14 protein-coding genes and 1 pseudogene are annotated in these 15,585 nt (G+C 73.9%); 8 read left to right on the top strand and 7 right to left on the bottom strand.

The genetic code is table 11. The features are described 5' to 3' along the window. Positions 1-122 precede the first annotated feature (122 nt). On the top strand, positions 123-2,081 hold the full coding sequence (locus AC0B61_RS21080) for an FUSC family protein (RefSeq protein ID WP_471742241.1): 1,959 nt from the start codon (positions 123-125) through the stop codon (positions 2,079-2,081). A gap of 56 nt (positions 2,082-2,137) precedes the next feature. Here the strand turns inward: AC0B61_RS21080 and AC0B61_RS21085 are convergent, their stop codons facing one another. Beyond that, positions 2,138-3,541 carry an amidase gene (locus AC0B61_RS21085; protein ID WP_471742242.1) on the bottom strand — a complete coding sequence of 468 codons (1,404 nt, stop codon included), beginning with the start codon at positions 3,539-3,541 and terminating at the stop codon, positions 2,138-2,140. Between the two features lie 354 nt (positions 3,542-3,895). Here AC0B61_RS21085 and AC0B61_RS21090 point away from each other — a divergent pair, with 354 nt between their 5' ends. Beyond that, the gene (locus AC0B61_RS21090) at positions 3,896-5,245 is read left to right on the top strand and encodes a cytochrome P450 (RefSeq protein WP_471742243.1); all 1,350 of its coding nucleotides are present in this window, start codon (positions 3,896-3,898) and stop codon (positions 5,243-5,245) included. A 168-nt stretch (positions 5,246-5,413) separates the two neighbouring features. After that, entirely contained in the window at positions 5,414-6,148 is a 735-nt protein-coding gene (locus AC0B61_RS21095) for a rhomboid-like protein (RefSeq protein WP_471742244.1), read from the top strand. A gap of 60 nt (positions 6,149-6,208) precedes the next feature. Here the strand turns inward: AC0B61_RS21095 and AC0B61_RS21100 are convergent, their stop codons facing one another. Both AC0B61_RS21100 and AC0B61_RS21105 read right to left on the bottom strand, forming a co-directional pair. Continuing rightward, complete coding sequence (locus tag AC0B61_RS21100; RefSeq protein ID WP_471742245.1) at positions 6,209-6,790, bottom strand: DUF421 domain-containing protein; 582 nt, start codon at positions 6,788-6,790, stop codon at positions 6,209-6,211. 58 nt (positions 6,791-6,848) lie between these two features. Beyond that, on the bottom strand, positions 6,849-7,685 hold the full coding sequence (locus tag AC0B61_RS21105) for a LysR substrate-binding domain-containing protein (protein ID WP_471742246.1): 837 nt from the start codon (positions 7,683-7,685) through the stop codon (positions 6,849-6,851). 58 nt (positions 7,686-7,743) lie between these two features. On the opposite strand from AC0B61_RS21105, the gene AC0B61_RS21110 reads away from it, so the two are divergent. From AC0B61_RS21110 to AC0B61_RS21125, 4 genes are all read left to right on the top strand, one after another. After that, positions 7,744-8,181 carry a DUF5997 family protein gene (locus AC0B61_RS21110; protein WP_471742247.1) on the top strand — a complete coding sequence of 146 codons (438 nt, stop codon included), beginning with the start codon at positions 7,744-7,746 and terminating at the stop codon, positions 8,179-8,181. Between the two features lie 230 nt (positions 8,182-8,411). Then, positions 8,412-9,326 carry an SDR family oxidoreductase gene (locus AC0B61_RS21115; protein WP_471742248.1) on the top strand — a complete coding sequence of 305 codons (915 nt, stop codon included), beginning with the start codon at positions 8,412-8,414 and terminating at the stop codon, positions 9,324-9,326. 337 nt (positions 9,327-9,663) lie between these two features. Then, on the top strand, positions 9,664-10,386 hold the full coding sequence (locus AC0B61_RS21120) for a hypothetical protein (protein WP_471742249.1): 723 nt from the start codon (positions 9,664-9,666) through the stop codon (positions 10,384-10,386). 30 nt (positions 10,387-10,416) lie between these two features. Further along, positions 10,417-10,602: a hypothetical protein gene (locus AC0B61_RS21125; protein WP_471742250.1), complete on the top strand. Its 186-nt coding sequence runs from the start codon at positions 10,417-10,419 to the stop codon at positions 10,600-10,602. A 17-nt stretch (positions 10,603-10,619) separates the two neighbouring features. Here the strand turns inward: AC0B61_RS21125 and AC0B61_RS21130 are convergent. The 3 genes and pseudogenes from AC0B61_RS21130 to AC0B61_RS21140 all read right to left on the bottom strand — a co-directional run. Then, positions 10,620-10,898: pseudogene (locus AC0B61_RS21130) on the bottom strand (ADP-ribosylglycohydrolase family protein); the annotation flags it as partial. A gap of 20 nt (positions 10,899-10,918) precedes the next feature. Then, positions 10,919-11,758 carry an ammonia-dependent NAD(+) synthetase gene (nadE, locus tag AC0B61_RS21135; protein ID WP_471742251.1) on the bottom strand — a complete coding sequence of 280 codons (840 nt, stop codon included), beginning with the start codon at positions 11,756-11,758 and terminating at the stop codon, positions 10,919-10,921. A gap of 48 nt (positions 11,759-11,806) precedes the next feature. Continuing rightward, complete coding sequence (locus tag AC0B61_RS21140) at positions 11,807-12,763, bottom strand: SMP-30/gluconolactonase/LRE family protein (protein ID WP_471742252.1); 957 nt, start codon at positions 12,761-12,763, stop codon at positions 11,807-11,809. Positions 12,764-12,839: 76 nt separating this feature from the next. Between AC0B61_RS21140 and AC0B61_RS21145 the strand changes: the two genes are divergently transcribed. Further along, on the top strand, positions 12,840-13,292 hold the full coding sequence (locus AC0B61_RS21145) for an Lrp/AsnC family transcriptional regulator (protein ID WP_471742253.1): 453 nt from the start codon (positions 12,840-12,842) through the stop codon (positions 13,290-13,292). A 58-nt stretch (positions 13,293-13,350) separates the two neighbouring features. On the opposite strand, the gene ftsH is transcribed toward AC0B61_RS21145, so the two are convergent. Next, the gene (gene ftsH / locus AC0B61_RS21150) at positions 13,351-15,423 is read right to left on the bottom strand and encodes an ATP-dependent zinc metalloprotease FtsH (protein WP_471742254.1); all 2,073 of its coding nucleotides are present in this window, start codon (positions 15,421-15,423) and stop codon (positions 13,351-13,353) included. Positions 15,424-15,585 lie beyond the last annotated feature (162 nt).

Consider the following 15,585-nt stretch of genomic DNA (forward strand, 5'->3'; position numbering starts at 1 on the left):
ACATAAGCACGGGTATGTTTCGGAATTTGACATAACCGCGTGTGCTGAACCACACCGGCCCCACGGGCCGTTGTCCGCGTGTTCCGCCCGGCCTCCGGAGCCGGCCCCCGTAGGTTGGGACCGTGCCACGCCCAGGAGCCGCCCGACTCGCCCCGCCCGACTGGCTGACCGAGAGCCTGCGGCCCCACGCCGCACCGATCCCCTGGGCGGCGGTCGCCCGCGCCTGCGTCGCGCTCGCCGCCCCGCTCGCGGTCGGCACCGCCACCGGGCAGCCCGCGTACGGCGCGCTGGTGTCGATGGGCGCACTGTCCGCGGTCATCGGCGACACCGCCGACGCCTACCGGATGCGGGTGTTCAACATCGCCGTCCCCCAACTGTTCGGCGCCCTCGGGATGCTGCTCGGCAGCCTGGTGCACGGCGCCGGCTGGACGGCCGTCACGGTGCTGACCCTCGTCGCGCTGGTCTCCGGCATGATCTCCTCGATCGGCGCGGTGGCCTCCGTCTCCGGGCTGCTCCTGCTGCTCAACGCGGCCGTCGGGGTCGGCCTGCCGCTGCCCTCCCCCTGGTGGCTGCCGCCCGGCCTGCTGCTGCTCGGCGGCCTCGTGGTGCTCGCCCTGACCCTGCTCGCCTGGCCGCTGCGCCTCGGCCTGCCCGAACGCTCGGTGGTCGCCGGCACGTACCAGGCGGTCGCCGACCTCCTGGAGGCCACCGGCACACCCGAGTACGACGCCCGGCGCCGCGAACTCACCCAGTCGCTCAACCACTCCTACGACCTGCTGCTCGCCCGCCGCGCCCGCCGGCACGGGCGCTCACCCACCCTGGTGCGGCTGCTCGCCCAGCTCAACGCGGCGATCCCGGTGGTCGAGGCCGCCTCCGCGGCGCACCTGCGCCCGGCCGGGGCCGGCCCGCTGCCCGCCGCCTACCCGGCCGCCGTCCGGGCCCTGGCCGACGCCGTCGAACAGGGCCGCACCGGCCCCGCCCCGCAGCCCGGCCTGCCCGCGCCCGCCGGGCCGTCCACCCGCGCGCTGGTCGAGGCGGTCGGGCACGCCGCCACCGTCGTCTTCGAGGCCGCGCCGGACCCGTACGCCGCCGACGACCGGCTCGGCCGGCCCGCCGGCCTGGAGGTGCGGGCCCGCCGGGCCGCGCGGGCACTGCTGCTCTCCGGCGCCTCCTGGCGGTACGGGCTGCGGCTGGCGCTGTGCATCGGCCTGGCCCAGGTGCTGGTCTCGGTGATCGCGGTCCCCCGCTCGTACTGGGTGACGCTGACCGTGACCTTCGTGATGAAACCGGACTTCGGCTCGGTGTTCTCCCGCGCGGTGCTGCGCGCCCTCGGCACCGCGGCCGGACTGCTGATCGCCGCCCCGGTACTCGCCGCGGTGCCCCGCGGCTGGTGGGACGTACCGGTGATGGCGGCGCTGGCGACACTGATCCCCGCCCTGTCCGCCAAGGGCTACGCCTTCCAGACCGCGGCCGTCACCCCGGTGATCCTGCTGCTCTCCGACCTGCTCAACCACCAGGGCTTCCACCTGGTGCTGCCCCGGCTCTACGACTCGCTGATCGGCTGCGGCATCACCCTGCTGGCCGGCTACCTGCTCTGGCCGGAGTCCTGGCACACCCGGATCGGCGACCGCCTCGCCGACGCCGTCCAGGACACCGCCTCGTACGTGTCCCTCGCGTTCACCACCGGGCCGGGACGGGACGAGCCGGCCCGGGCCCGGTACCGGCGGCGGCTCTACCGGGACCTCTCGGCCGTCCGCAGCGAGTTCCAGCGGGCGCTCACCGAACCGCCGCCGGTCGGCGCCCGGGCCGAGGCCTGGTGGCCGGTGGTCATCGCGGTCGAACGGATCATTGACGCCACCACCGCCACCCGGGTGCGGATCGAGCACGGCGCACCCGTCCCGACCGCGGCCGAAGTCGGCGCCGTGACCCGGGAACTGGCCGACCTCGCCGAGACGCTGCGCAGCGGCCGGCCGTTGCCGGCGGCGGCGGCGGACCCGGACGCGTTCGCGCCCGACTGCGCGCTGGCCCGGCTGCACCACGAGGTGCACGCGGCCCGGTCGGTGGCCGCCCCCGCGCGCTGAGCGCCCGGGCCCCTCCGTCCTGGCCGCTTAGCCCCGGACCGCTCAGCCCTGGCCGCTCAGTCCTGGATCCGCCGCCAGGGCCGGTCCGCCTCCAGCGCGAAGGCCAGCTCCAGCAGCAGCCGTTCCTGCCCGTGCGCCGCCGACAGGTGCACCCCGACCGGAAGGCCGCTGGGCGCGGCGCCCGCCGGCAGCGCGATGCCCGGGCCGCCGGTCACGTTGTTGACCGGCGTGAAGGCCACATAGCGCATCAGCCGGTCCATCAGCTCGTCGAAGGCCACGTTCGGGCTCAGGTGGCCGATCGGCGGGGCGGCGTGGGCGAGCACCGGGGAGAGGATCACGTCGTGGTTGCGGAACACCCGCTCGTACACGCCCTCGGCCCGGCGCAGCCGCCGCAGCACGCCCGGGGTCTGCGGGAACTCCGCCTGGAACCGGCGGCGCAGCCCGGTGGTCAGCCCGTCCAGCTTCCCGGGGCGGAAGCTCGGGTCGATCAGCAGCCGGCCGGTGACCGCGATCGCCCAGGCGATGTAGCCCCAGTACGAGACGAAGTCGCGGGAGAACTCCTCGCCGAAGGGCAGGGTGGTCGGCTCGACCCGGTGGCCCATCGCCTCCAGCCGGGCGGCGGTCTCCTCGACCACCCGGCGGGTCTGCTCGTCGGTCTTGGCGATCGGTGAGTCCACCACCAGCCCGATCCGCAGCCGCTGCTCCCCGGGCCCCTCGACCAGGCCGAGCGGGGGCAGCTTGGGGTTGCGGCGGTGCCGTTCGGCGGCGGCGAAGAAGGCGGCGGTGTCGCGCACCGATCGGGTCAGCACGCCGTCGGTGACCAGGTCGATCGGCAGCTTGCCGCTCTGCGCGTTGGTGACCAGCCGGCCCCGGGTGGGCTTGAGCCCGACCAGGCCGCAACAGGCCGCGGGGATGCGGATCGAGCCGCCGCCGTCGTTGGCGTGGGCGATCGGCACCACGCCGGAGGCCACCAGGGCCGCCGCACCGCCCGAGGAGGCGCCGGGCGAGTGCGAGGGCTTCCACGGGTTGCGCACCGGCTGGGCGGTGGCGAACTCGGTGGAGGCGTTGAGCCCGAACTCGGGCAGCCGGGTCTTGCCGAGGACGGCCAGGCCGGTGGAGAGGAACTGGTCGGTGAAACGCGCGTTGCGGCGGGCCGGCCGGGGCTGGAAGGCCTCGCTGCCCATCGCGGTCGGCAGGCCGCGTACGTCGACGTTGTCCTTGAGGTAGGTCGGCACGCCCCACAGCGGTCCGCCGATCCCGTCCCGGCTGATCTGCGGCTTGTCGTACGAGGCGTGGGCGACGGGCAGCAGCGCGCCGTCCACCCGCGCGGCGCGGGCGACGGCCGCGCCGACCAGCTCCCGGGGGTTGACCGCCCCGGTCCGTACGAGGGCGGCGAGGGCCACCGCGTCGTACGGGCCGAGGGCGTCGTCGGTGAACGCGTGAACCCGCTCGTCGGTCATCCGAACTCCCCACTCCCTGCCGGACGTTCGATCGTCCGGTCAGCACACCGGTCGGTCATCGCACCGGTCCGTCAGCACACTGGTCCGGCCATCTCATCGGTCGGTCATACTGCCCAGTTCTACCGACCAGTAGTCTCACCGGAGTTCGAGTGTAGGGGCCGCGCGGCGCCGCCGGTCCCCCGGGCGCCGTCCGTGGGTAAACGACCCGTTAAATCTTCAATGGAGCACGGACGTTCGGCATGCGCCCCCACGTTCACCCCGCCCGCCGGTCGACGATCGTTTCACCGGCGGCCGCCGGGAAAGATCAAGTTCACGAACCGTTCCGGCCCATCCACCCGAACCAAGGTGACGCCCGTGCCGACCCAATTCCCCCCCACCACCCGGTTCACCGCCGCCACCGCCCCCGGCGGCCTCCCCCTGCTCGGCCACGCCCCCGCCTTCGTCCACCGCCCGCTCGACTTCGTCGCCGGCCTGCCCGCCCACGGCGACCTCGTCCGGATCCGGCTCGGACCGCTCGACGCGTACGTCGCCTGCCACCCCGAACTCGTCCGCCGGCTGCTCGCCGAGGACCGCACGTACGACAAGGGCGGGCTCGTCCTCGACAAGGCCCGCGAGGTCTTCGGCGACGGCCTCGCGACCTGCCCCGCCGCGGCCCACCGGCGCCAACGCCGCATGCTGCAGCCCGCGTTCCACCGCGACCGGCTGCCCGGCTACGCCGCGATGATGGCCGAGGAGATCGCCGGCACCACCGCCCCCTGGCGCGACGGCGACACCATCGACGTCCCCGCCGCGATGTACCGGCTCACCACCGCCGTCACCGCCCGCTGCCTGTTCGCCGCCCACGAGCGGGCCGGCTCGCTGCCGGTGCACGCGAGCATGGACGCCGTCACCCGGGGCGTCGGCCGGCGGGTCATGATGCCGCTGCCCGGCGCCGACCGCCTCCCCACCCCCGGCAACCGCCGCTTCCGGCGCGCCCGGCAGGACCTGCGGGAGATCACCCACCGGCTGATCGCCGACTACCGCGCCGCCGGCACCGACCACCGGGACCTGCTCTCCATGCTGCTCAGCGCGCAGGACGAGGACGGACGGGGCTTCTCCGACGCCGAGATCCACGACCACGTGGTCACCTTCCTGCTGGCCGGCATGGAGACCACCGCCGCCACCCTGTCCTGGGCCTGGACCCTGCTCGCCGCCAACCCGGCCGTCCGCGACCGCCTGCACACCGAACTCGACACCGTGCTCGACGGCCGCCCCGCCCGCCACGAGGACCTGCCCGCCCTCCCGCTCACCGCCCGGATCGTCAGCGAGACCCTGCGGCTCTACCCGCCGGTCTGGATCCTCAGCCGTACCGTCACCACCGACACCGAACTCGGCGGCCACCACCTCCCGGCCGGCGCCACCATCCTCTTCAGCCCGTACCTGCTGCACCGCCGGGCCGACCTCTTCCCCTGCCCCGACCGCTTCGACCCCGACCGCTGGCTCACCACCGCCCACCCCGCCGCCGGCACCTACGCCCCCTTCGGGCTCGGCTCCCGCCGCTGCATCGGCGACACCTTCGGCACTACTGAAGCCGCCCTCGCCATCGCCACCATCGCCGCCCGCTGGACCGTCACCCCCACCCCCGGCCGGCCCGTCCGCCCCGCCCGCAGTTCCTCGCTGGCCCCCCGCCCCTTCACGGCCGCCCTGGGCCGCCGGTCGAGATGAGCGTCAGCCGGCCGACGGACGGCCCGGCGGGCCGGCACGCACCCGACGAGCAGACAGCCGACCAGCAGGCAGCCGAGGGCGGGCAGCCGACGGGACGGTACTGTCGCCGCGGGGGCCGGTGGGATTGCGCCGGTCGGACTTTCGGCTCGACGGGGACGGCACCAGACCATGAACGCTCGATCACCGCGGGGGCTCCTGTCCGGGCTGCTCCGCGCCGTCCGGTCGTACCCGCGGCGCTCACCCATGACGCTCGGCTACGTCGGCCTGCTCGTCCTCGGCCACGTCTGGGTCGAGAGCCGGCTCCCCGCCGACCGGGCGGACGCCGTCCGGGCCTACATCAGCACCAACCTCGACAACCTGCACGACCATCCGGTGACCGCGCTGTCCGGCAGTGCGCTGCTCTACGACGGCACGCTCACCGACGTCGCCTCCGCCGGCTTCGGCGGCACCCTGATCACCCTCGGCCTCGGCGTCTGCTGCTGCCTCGCCTGGGCGGAGCGCCGCTTCGGCCGACTGCGCGCCGCCGCCGTGTTCTTCGGCGGGCACATCGGCGCCACCCTGGTCACCGCCGCCGTCATCCTGGTCGCCCTGCGGCACGGCTGGTACCCGGAGAGCGTGCGGCAGGACTCCGACTACGGCATCAGCTACGGCGCGCAGGCCGCCCTCGCGTTCGCCACCCTCGCGCTGCCCCGCTGGGCCCGCCTCCCCTGGGCCGCCTTCGTCGTGGCCTGGCCGCTCTCCGGCGACCACGAATGGCCCGGCCCGCTACCGGACTTCACCACCGTGGGCCACCTCGTCTCGGCCGCCCTCGGCTTCGCGCTGGCCGGCGCCGCGGCCGTCACCGCCGCGCGCCGCCGCCGGGCCGAAGCCGCCGTCCTCGCCACGGCGGACGTCCAACCCTGATCACGCCGGGCCGCCGAACGACGGCGGCGTCCCTCCCGTCGGCGCCCCGTCGGCGCCCTGTCAGCGCGGCGGCCGCCGGTCGGCCGCGAGGTCGGCGAGCAGGCGCTCGATCGTCGCCAACCGGCGCCGCAGGTCCTCGACGTCGCCCCGGGTGGCGCTCTGCTCGCTCTCCTTCAGGGTGACCAGCAGCTGCCCGTCCGGCTCCAGCCGGGCCCGGGCGACCTCGCTCACGTTGTCCCCGTTCTGGATCCGGATCGCGTGCTCCACCTCGGACGCGCGCAGCGCCAGGCCGTGCAGCGGGTCGGGCAGCAGCTTGCCGTCCTCGACCACCGTGGTGGCCGTGCCCTCCAGGATGCGGGCCGCCCTCGGGTCGCGGGCGAGCCAGCGGGTGACGGCCGAGTTCACCGCGATCAGGGTGACCGCCCCGATCGCACCGCCGAACAGGCTGTTGTCGTTGCCGATGATGGCGTTCTGCACCACGTTGGAGAGCAGGAAGACGACCACCATGTCGAAGGTGTTCAGCCCGGCCAGCCCGCGCTTCCCGGCCAGCCGGAACAGCACCACGATCAACGCGTAGACCGCGACCGTCCGAACGACCTTCTCGACGATCGGAATCTGGACGACCGCCAGGTCATGCCACATGGCCCCGCTCCTCCCACCACGACTCGACGGAACGGGGCCGACGCTACGGCACGGAAGGCTACGAGCGGCGCTTCGGCTTGCCCCGCTTGGCCGCCGCCGCACCCCGGCCGCCCCCCGACGCCTTCGGCTTCGGCCCGCCCGTCCGCGAACCGCCGGCCTTCTGCGCTCCGGTCCGCTGCCCGCCCGGCTTCTGGCCGGCCGCCTTCTGCCCGCCCGGCTTCTGGCCCGCCGACTTCTGGCCGGCCGCCTTCTTCGGCTGGGCGGGCGGCTCCGCCTGTCCGCGCCCGCGCGAGCTGTTGACCGTACGGCCCCGGACGATCCCGATGAACTCCTCCACCAGGTCCGTCGTCCGCTCCTGCTGCCAGGACAGCGCCACCTGCGACTGCGGCGCCTCCGGCACCGGCCGGTAGGTGAGGTCCCGGCGGTGGTGCAGCCGGGCCAGGGACTGCGGCACCAGGAGCACGCCGACGTTCGCCGCGACCAGCTCCACCGCGTCCGCCGTGGTGTCCGGGCGGGCGACGGCGGGACGCCCGGGCAGGGTGTCGGCCGTGAAGCCGAGGGTGTCGTCCAGCGGCTGGAAGACCACCTCATCGGCGAGGTCCGCGAGCGCGACCTCCTCCGCGGCGGCGAGCCAGTGGTCCTTCGGGAACACCACGACGGTGGCCTCGGTGTACAGCGGGATCGCGCTCAGCGCGTCCTTGTCGACCGGCAGCCGCACCAGGCCGACGTCCGCACCGCCCTCGCGCAGGGTCCGCTCGGCGTCGCCCACCGGCACCGCGAGGAGGTCGAGCGGCACGTCCGGAAGCCGCTCGCCCCAGACCCGGACCCATTTGCCGGGGGTCACACCCGGGACGTACACGAGCCGGAAGGACGGGTTCACCTGCATGTCTGTCACAGGGCAAGGCTACCGACCGTGACCGGAAGCGCCCGCGCGCTCCCTTACCCTTGTCACCATGACATCGCTCAAGCAGAAGACCAGCCAGACCATGAAGCCGGCCACGGCGGCCAAGAAGCTGGGGATCTACCTCGCCGCGGCGCCGACCGACTTCCAGGAGGGCGTGGTCTCCCGCGGCGAGCTGAACGCGCTGCAGACCGAGCCGCCGCAGTGGCTCCAGGAGCTGCGCCAGAACGGCCCGCACCCGCGCCCGGTGGTCGCCGCCAAGCTCGGCGTGTCGATCTCCGGCCTGGCCCGCGGCGGCGTGACCGAGGCGCTCACCACCGACGAGATCGAGGCCATCAAGGCCGAGAACCCGCTCTGGCTGCAGCACGAGCGCGCCAACCAGGTCGACCTCCGCAAGGAGACCGCGCGGATCAAGGAGAAGCACGAGAAGGAGGCCGCCGCCGAGGCCGCCAAGGCCGCCAGTGAGGCGAAGGCCGACCAGGCCCGCTGACCTCCGGGGGCACCGGCCCGGGCCCGCTCCGGCGCCGATTGTCAGACCCCTGCGCAAGGATGGTGCCGACGCCCGTTCCATGGGCGTCGGCACAGCCGTGCGCAGGGGTCGTACGGTTTTCGGCGGGGCTCGGCACGGGTTCGGCAGGGTTCGGCGCGGGTTCCGGCAGAGCTGGGCGGGCGCGGATTCGGCGGGGCTGGGCGGGGCTCGGACGGCAGGGAGGCCGACAGGTGGCAGGGGCACTGGACGGACGGATCGCCCTGGTCGCGGGCGCGACCAGGGGCGCGGGGCGGGGCATCGCGGTCGAACTCGGCGCGGCCGGAGCGACGGTGTACGTCACCGGCCGCAGCACCCGGGAGCGGCGCTCGGAGTACGACCGCCCCGAAACGATCGAGGACACCGCCGACCTGGTCACCGCCGCGGGCGGCCGGGGCATCGCGGTGCCGACCGACCACCTGGTCCCGTCCCAGGTGGCCGCCCTGGTGGAGCGGATCGACGCCGAACAGGGCCGGCTCGACGTCCTGGTCAACGACATCTGGGGCGCCGAGAAGCTGTTCGGCTGGGACGTCCCGCTCTGGGAGCACGACCTGGACGACGGCCTGCGGCTGCTGCGCCTCGCGGTGGAGACGCACGCCGTCACCAGCCACCACGTCCTCCCGCTGCTGCTGCGAAGCCCGGGCGGTCTGGTCGTGGAGATGACGGACGGCACCGCCGAGTACAACCGCGACACCTACCGCAACTCCTTCTTCTACGACCTGGCCAAGGCCTCGGTGCTGCGGATGGCGTTCTCGCTCGGCCACGAACTGGGCCCGCGCGGCGCCACCGCCGTCGCGCTCACCCCGGGCTGGATGCGCTCCGAGATGATGCTGGAGCACTTCGGCGTCACCGAGGACAACTGGCGCGACGCCGTCGCCCAGGAGCCGCACTTCGGCATCTCCGAGTCCCCGTCCTACGTCGGCCGCGCGGTCACCGCCCTGGCCGCCGACCCGGACGTCGCCCGGTGGAACGGCCGGTCCACGTCCAGCGGCGATCTCGCCCGGGAGTACGGCTTCACCGACCTGGACGGCAGCCGCCCGGACTGCTGGCGCTACCTCGTCGAGGTGCAGGGCGCGGGCAAGCCGGCCGCGCCGGAGGCCTACCGCTGACCGACAGGCCCTCGCCGGCGGTCCCTCAGCGTTGATCCCTCGCCGGTGAGGGGCCGTCGGCCGGGCACCGGGCAGGCGATGGAACTCCCGCCCCGCCGCCGCGTGTTGACCGCGCCCCGGCCCGCCACCAGCCGCCGGCCTCGGACTGGACCGCGGCACCGTAGCCCCGGCCGGCCCGGCCCGGCGGGTGCGGAAACGGTTCCGCGCGCCCGGCAAAGGCTTCCAGCGCCCGGACGTGGCGTCACCCATTCGGTCCCGCCGACACGGTAGTGTCCGCTGGCGCGGTCCCCTGCACGCCCGGTGACCGCCGCTCACGCACACCCCGATGGAGGAACCCGTGCCGGCTCCCGCCCGCCGCGCCCTGGCCATAGCCGCGGCCGTCCTGCTCGCCGCAGCCGCAGGCTGCTCGTCCGGCGGTGGCCACTCCGCCAAGGGAGCCGGTCACAGCTCCGCCCCGGCGGCCGGCGACGCCGCGGCGGGCGCACCGCCCGCCCCGGCGGCGATCGTCACCGGCCCCGGCCCGAAGAGCTCGTACGACGTCCAGCCGCAGCCCGCGCCGGGCAGCTGCCACTACCGCTACACCACGGACAAGCAGCCGCTGCCCGACCCGAACTGCACCCCGGGGGCGATCAGTCCGGCGGTCAACCAGGACAACCTCAAGGACACCATCTGCAAGCAGGGCGGCTACACCTCGGCCATCCGCCCGCCGGCCAACCTCACCGGCAAGGAGAAGGCCGAGAACGCCAAGTCCTACGGCTACACCGGCCCGATGGGCGACGCCGAGTACGACCACCTGATCAGCCTGCAACTCGGCGGCGACCCCAACGACGCACGCAACCTCTGGATCCAGCCGCCCTCCCCCGGCCACGTCCCCGGCAAGGGCCCCAACAACCCCAAGGACTCGGTGGAGACGCACCTGCACACCGCTATCTGCAAGGGCCAGACCACCCTCGCCGCAGCCCAGCAGGCGATCGCCACCGACTGGACCACCGCCGAAGTCAAACTCGGCCTCCGCACCGGCGGCACCCCCACCCCCGAAGCCGACGCCGACGGAGACTGACGGGCCGTCCGCCACCGGATGGTCCAGACCGTGATGCTGCTCGGCGTCGTCGGGTTCACGATGTTGCTCGGCGTGGCCGTCGCCGGCAGCCGGTCAACCCCACACCGCCGCTGGCGCTTCGCGATGTTCAGCGCGCTCATCTGCCACGTCCTCCTGCCGATGGTCATGGTCATCGCGATCCTGATCCACCCGCCGGCCGTGACCATTCCCCGGTAGGCCCGTGCCGGGTCCGGCTACGCCGTCAACCGTCCGACCAGGTCGAGCAGTTCGGGCGCGCGCCACACCCGTCTGCCGAACCCGGGCAACGTCAGGTGCAAAGGCCCGGTCCAGCGCTCCGGAACGGCCGCCAGCCCGTAGACGGCTCCGGCCAGGCCGCCGGTGACGGCTGCGACAGTGTCGCCGCCGAGGTCGATCGCGGCACGGAGGGCGGGTTCGAACCCGCCGCGCAGCGCCCAGACCGCCGAGCCAAGGCAGGGCCAGACGGCGCCGTCGGCCTCGGTGGCGCGGTCGGGCGCCGGTCAGGGGCGGGGTGTCATTCCGGGCCCGGGGTGGTGGGCATGGCGCGTTTGTGCCCGGTGCGGCGGTAGTGGCCGAGGACGGTGGCGGCGACCTCCTCGCTGACCGGGCGGCCTTCCAGGAAGTCGTCCAGGGCGTCGTAGGTGACGCCGAGAGCTTCCTCGTCGGGGCGGCCGGGGGCGAGGTTCTCCAGGTCGGCGGTCGGGGTCTTCTTGACCAGTTCGGCCGGTGCGCCCAGGGCCTCGGCAATCGACCGAACTTGACGCTTCGTCAGACCCGACAGCGGCATCGTGTCGGCCGCGCCGTCGCCGTACTTGGTGAAGAAGCCGACGGCCGCCTCCGCCGCGTGGTCGGTGCCGACGACCAGGCCGCCGTTGGCGCCCGCCGCCGCGTACTGGACCACCATCCGCTGGCGGGCCTTGACGTTGCCGCGCACGAAGTCCTCGTGCGCGGGGCCGGTGAAGGTCAGGCCGGCGGCCAGCAGGGCGGCCAGGGCGGCGTCGGTCGCGGGCTTGACGTCGACGGTGAGCAGTTCGTCCGGCTCGATGAAGGCGACGGCCCGCCGGGCGTCGTCCTCGTCCGCCTGCACCCCGTACGGCAGCCGCATCGCGCAGAAGGCCGCCGGGTGGCCGTCGGCGCGCAGCCGGTCCACGGCGAGCCGGCAGAGCCGCCCGGCGGTGGTGGAGTCCACCCCGCCGCTGATGCCGAGCACCAGGGTGCGGGCGCCCGCGGCCCGGACCTGTTCGACCAGGAACGCCACCCGGCGCTCGGCCTCCCGCAGCGGGTCGGCGACGGGCGCGACCCCGAGGGCGCGGGCGATCTCCCGCTGGAGCGCGGTGGGCGGGGGCTCGGTCATTGCGACTCCTCAGTCATTCGGACTGCCTGGCCATCCCGACTCCTCGGGTCATTCCGACTGCTCGGGCAGGGTCTCGGGCCGGGCGACGCGGTGGGGACCGGTCATCGTCGTCACCAGCGAGTACAGCGAGGTGGTGGCGGTGATGAACAGGCGGTTGTTCTTCGGGCCGCCGAAGGTGAGGTTGGAGACGGGTTCGGGGATGAGGATACGGCCGATGAGGGTGCCGTCGGGGGCGTAGCAGTGGACGCCGTCACCGAACGCCGCCGCCCAGAGCCGGCCGTCGAGGTCGAAGCGGATGTTGTCGAAACGGATGGGCCCCGACGGGCCGTCGCCGCCCTTGACGAAGATCCGGTCGTCCGCGAGGGTGCCGTCCTCCTGGATGTCGAAGGCCCGGATCTGTCCGGTCCGGCTGTCGTTGACGTAGAGCTGTCGCTCGTCGAGTGACAGGACCAGCCCGTTGGGCCCTTCGAAGCCTTCGGCGGCGAGCCGGACCTCTCCGCTGTGCGGGTCGATCCGGTAGACGTTGCGGGCGCCGATCTCGGATTCGGCGCGGTGGCCCTCGTAGTCGGTGGTGATGCCGAAGTCCGGGTCGGAGAACCAGATCGTGCCGTCCGAGCGGACGACCGCGTCGTTGGGCGAGTTGAGCCGCTTGCCCTGGTAGCGGTCGGCCAGCACGGTGATCCGGCCGTCGTGTTCGGTGCGGGTGACCCGGCGGTTGCCCTGTTCGCAGCTGATCAGCCGGCCCTCGCGGTCGACGGTGTTGCCGTTGGGGTGCCCGGCCGGGGAGCGGAAGACGCTGACGGTGCCGGTGGTCTCGTCCCAGCGCAGCAGGCGGTCGTTGGGGATGTCGCTCCAGATCACCTGGCGCCAGGCGGGGAGGTAGAGCGGGCCTTCGGCCCAGCGGCAGTCGCCGTACAGCTTCTCCAGCCGGGTGTCGCCGTTGGCGCAGCGGCGGAACCGCTCGTCCAGAACCTCGTACAGACCGAACTGAATTGAACCGGACATCATTCACTCCTTGGCTCGATTGACAGAATGCCATCCCGACGGCCAGGAGTATGCCAGAACGCGGTATGGTCCCACCATGGCCACCACTGATCACCTCGACGACACCGACCGCGCGCTGCTCTCCCTGCTGCAACAGGACGCCGGGCAGGCGTACGCGGCGCTGGGCAAGGCCGTGGGGCTCTCCACGGCGGCGGCGCACGAGCGGGTGCGCAAGCTGCGCGAGCGCGGCGTGATTTGCCGCACCACCGTGGAGGTGGATCCGAGGAGCCTCGGGCTCGGGGTGCTCTCCTTCGTGATGGTGGAGTCCTCGGCCTGGGTGGGGGACGCGGGGCAGGCCTTCGCCGCGATCCCCGAGATCGAGGAGGCGCACATCATCGCGGGCAGCGCCTCGGTGCTGGTCAAGGTGCGGACGGCGACCACGGAACAACTGCAGGACGTGCTGCGGCGGCTCTACGCGATCGAGGGTGTCAACGGGACGCAGGCGACCGTCGTCCTGGAGACCTTCTTCGAGCGGCCGCCAGCGCCGTGAGCCCCGGTACGTCGCCCCGGCCGGGTCTTCGACCCGCTCGCCCCGGCTGGACCGGCTTTCAGCGCCGGTCCTCCTTGATCAGCGACACCGGGTGCTGCGGCGACGCCGGGTACTCCGACGGTGGCGGGTGCTTCAGGATGTCGAGGACCACCCTCCCGTCCACCGTCTCCTGGGCGACCAGCAGGCTCGCCAACTCGTCCAGGTGGTGCCGGTGTTCGGTCAGCAGGCCGACGGCCCGGCGCTCGGCCTTTCGCAGCAGCCCGGCGACCGCCTCGTCCACGGCGCGTTGGGTCTGCTCGGAGTACGGGCGGCGCAGCAGGTCCTCGGGGCTGTCGCCGAGGTAGTGCGGGCTGCCGCTGGAGTAGCCGACGGGGCCGAGCTCCGGGGAGAGGCCGAACTCGCGGACCATCCGGGTGGCGACGGAGGTGGCGTTGGCGAGGTCGTTGGCGGCGCCCGTGGAGCCTTCGCCGAAGACCACCAGTTCCGCTGCCCGTCCCCCGAGTTGGACGGTGAGCAGATCGGTCAGGTAGCCCTCGCTGTACAGGTGCCGCTCCGCCTCGGGCAGTTGCTCGGTGGCGCCGAGGGCGACGCCCGCCGGGATGATGGTCACCTTGGCGACCGGGTCGGCGTGTTCGCACAGCGCGGCCATCAGCGCGTGCCCGGACTCGTGTACGGCGACGGCGTGCCGTTCGTCGGGCAGCAACGCGTTGGAGGAGTCCCGGCGGCCGAGCAGCACGCGGTCGCGGGCGGTGTCGAGGTCGTCGGCGGTGAGGATGGCACGGTCGGCGCGGACGGCGTTGATGGCGGCCTCGTTGACGAGGTTGGCGAGGTCGGCGCCGGAGAAGCCGGGGGTGCCGCGCGCGATCCGGTTCAGGTCGACGTCCGGGGCTAGGGTCTTGCCGCGGATGTGCACGGTGAGGATGGCCGCCCGCTCGGCCTGGTTGGGCAGCGGGACGGTGACCTGCCGGTCGAAGCGGCCGGGGCGCAGGAGGGCCGGGTCGAGGGCGTCCGGCCGGTTGGTGGCGGCGATGACGACGATGCCGGTGCCCTGGTCGAAGCCGTCCATCTCGGCGAGCAGCTGGTTCAGGGTCTGCTCGCGTTCGTCGTTGCCGCCGATCCTGGTGCCGCCGGCCCGCCGGGCGCCGACGGCGTCGATCTCGTCGATGAAGATGATCGACGGCGCGCGTTTGCGGGCCTCGTCGAAGAGGTCGCGGACCCGGGAGGCGCCGACGCCGACGAACATCTCCACGAACCCCGAGCCGGTGACGGAGAGGAACGGCACCTCGGCCTCTCCGGCGACGGCGCGGGCCAGCAGGGTCTTGCCGGTGCCCGGCGGCCCCACCATGATCACGCCGCGCGGCCCCTTGGCCCCGGCGGCGGCGTACCGCCCGGGGCTGCGCAGGAAGTCGACCACCTCGCTGACCTCCTGCTTCACCCCCTCGTAACCCGCGACATCGGCGAACCGGGTGGCGGGCCGCTCCGCCTCGATGATCTTCGCCCGGGAGCGGCCGATGGCGCTCAGCCCACCGCCAAGCGACCTGGCGGCCATCCGGCCCGACCAGAGGAACAGCCCGCCGAAGAGCAGCAGCGGCAGGAACAGCAGCAGCGTGGACCAGATCGAGCTGCCACCGGTGCGGGTGCCGGTGACGGTCACGTGCTGGCTGTTGAGAGCCTGGCTGAGCCGGGAGGTGTCCAGGGCGGTGGGGATCTGGCTGGTGAAGTGGGTGCCGTCCTTGAGCGTGCCGTTGACGCCGCCGGTGTCGCTGACGTCCACGGTCTGCACCTGGCCGGCGTCGACCCGGTTCAGGAGGTCGGTGTAGCCGTAGCGGGTGCCGGACGTGCCGGGGTGGGAGAAGAGCACGAGCAGGAGCAGCGTCACCAGCACGGCGACGGGCAGCAGCCAGCGGCGCCACGAGGGCGGCGGGGACTTGGGCGGGCCACCGGGGCCGGGGCGCTGGCCCGGGCGCGGACCTTGGCCTGGGTCTCGGCCTGGGCCCTGGCCGGCGTTCCAGCCGGGGCCTGATCCTGGTCCCGGTCCGCTCCCGTGTCCGGTCCCCTGTCCTGGTCCTGGTTCGGAGCCCGGAGGTGTCGCGGGGTGGCGGACGCCGCGGAGCCGGATTCGTACGATCATCCACGCTCACCGCCTCTCGGGGACCACTGATGGACCCACTCGGCGCCCCCTCGAAGACCGTTCGGGGCCGCCGGGCCTCCGTCTCCATGGTCGGACGCTCGGCGCCCGAACGGGAGCCCCGAAACGGGACGCCCGAACGGGCCGGGGCGGGCCCGCCCCGGC

Source organism: Kitasatospora sp. NPDC023385 (assembly GCF_055664045.1).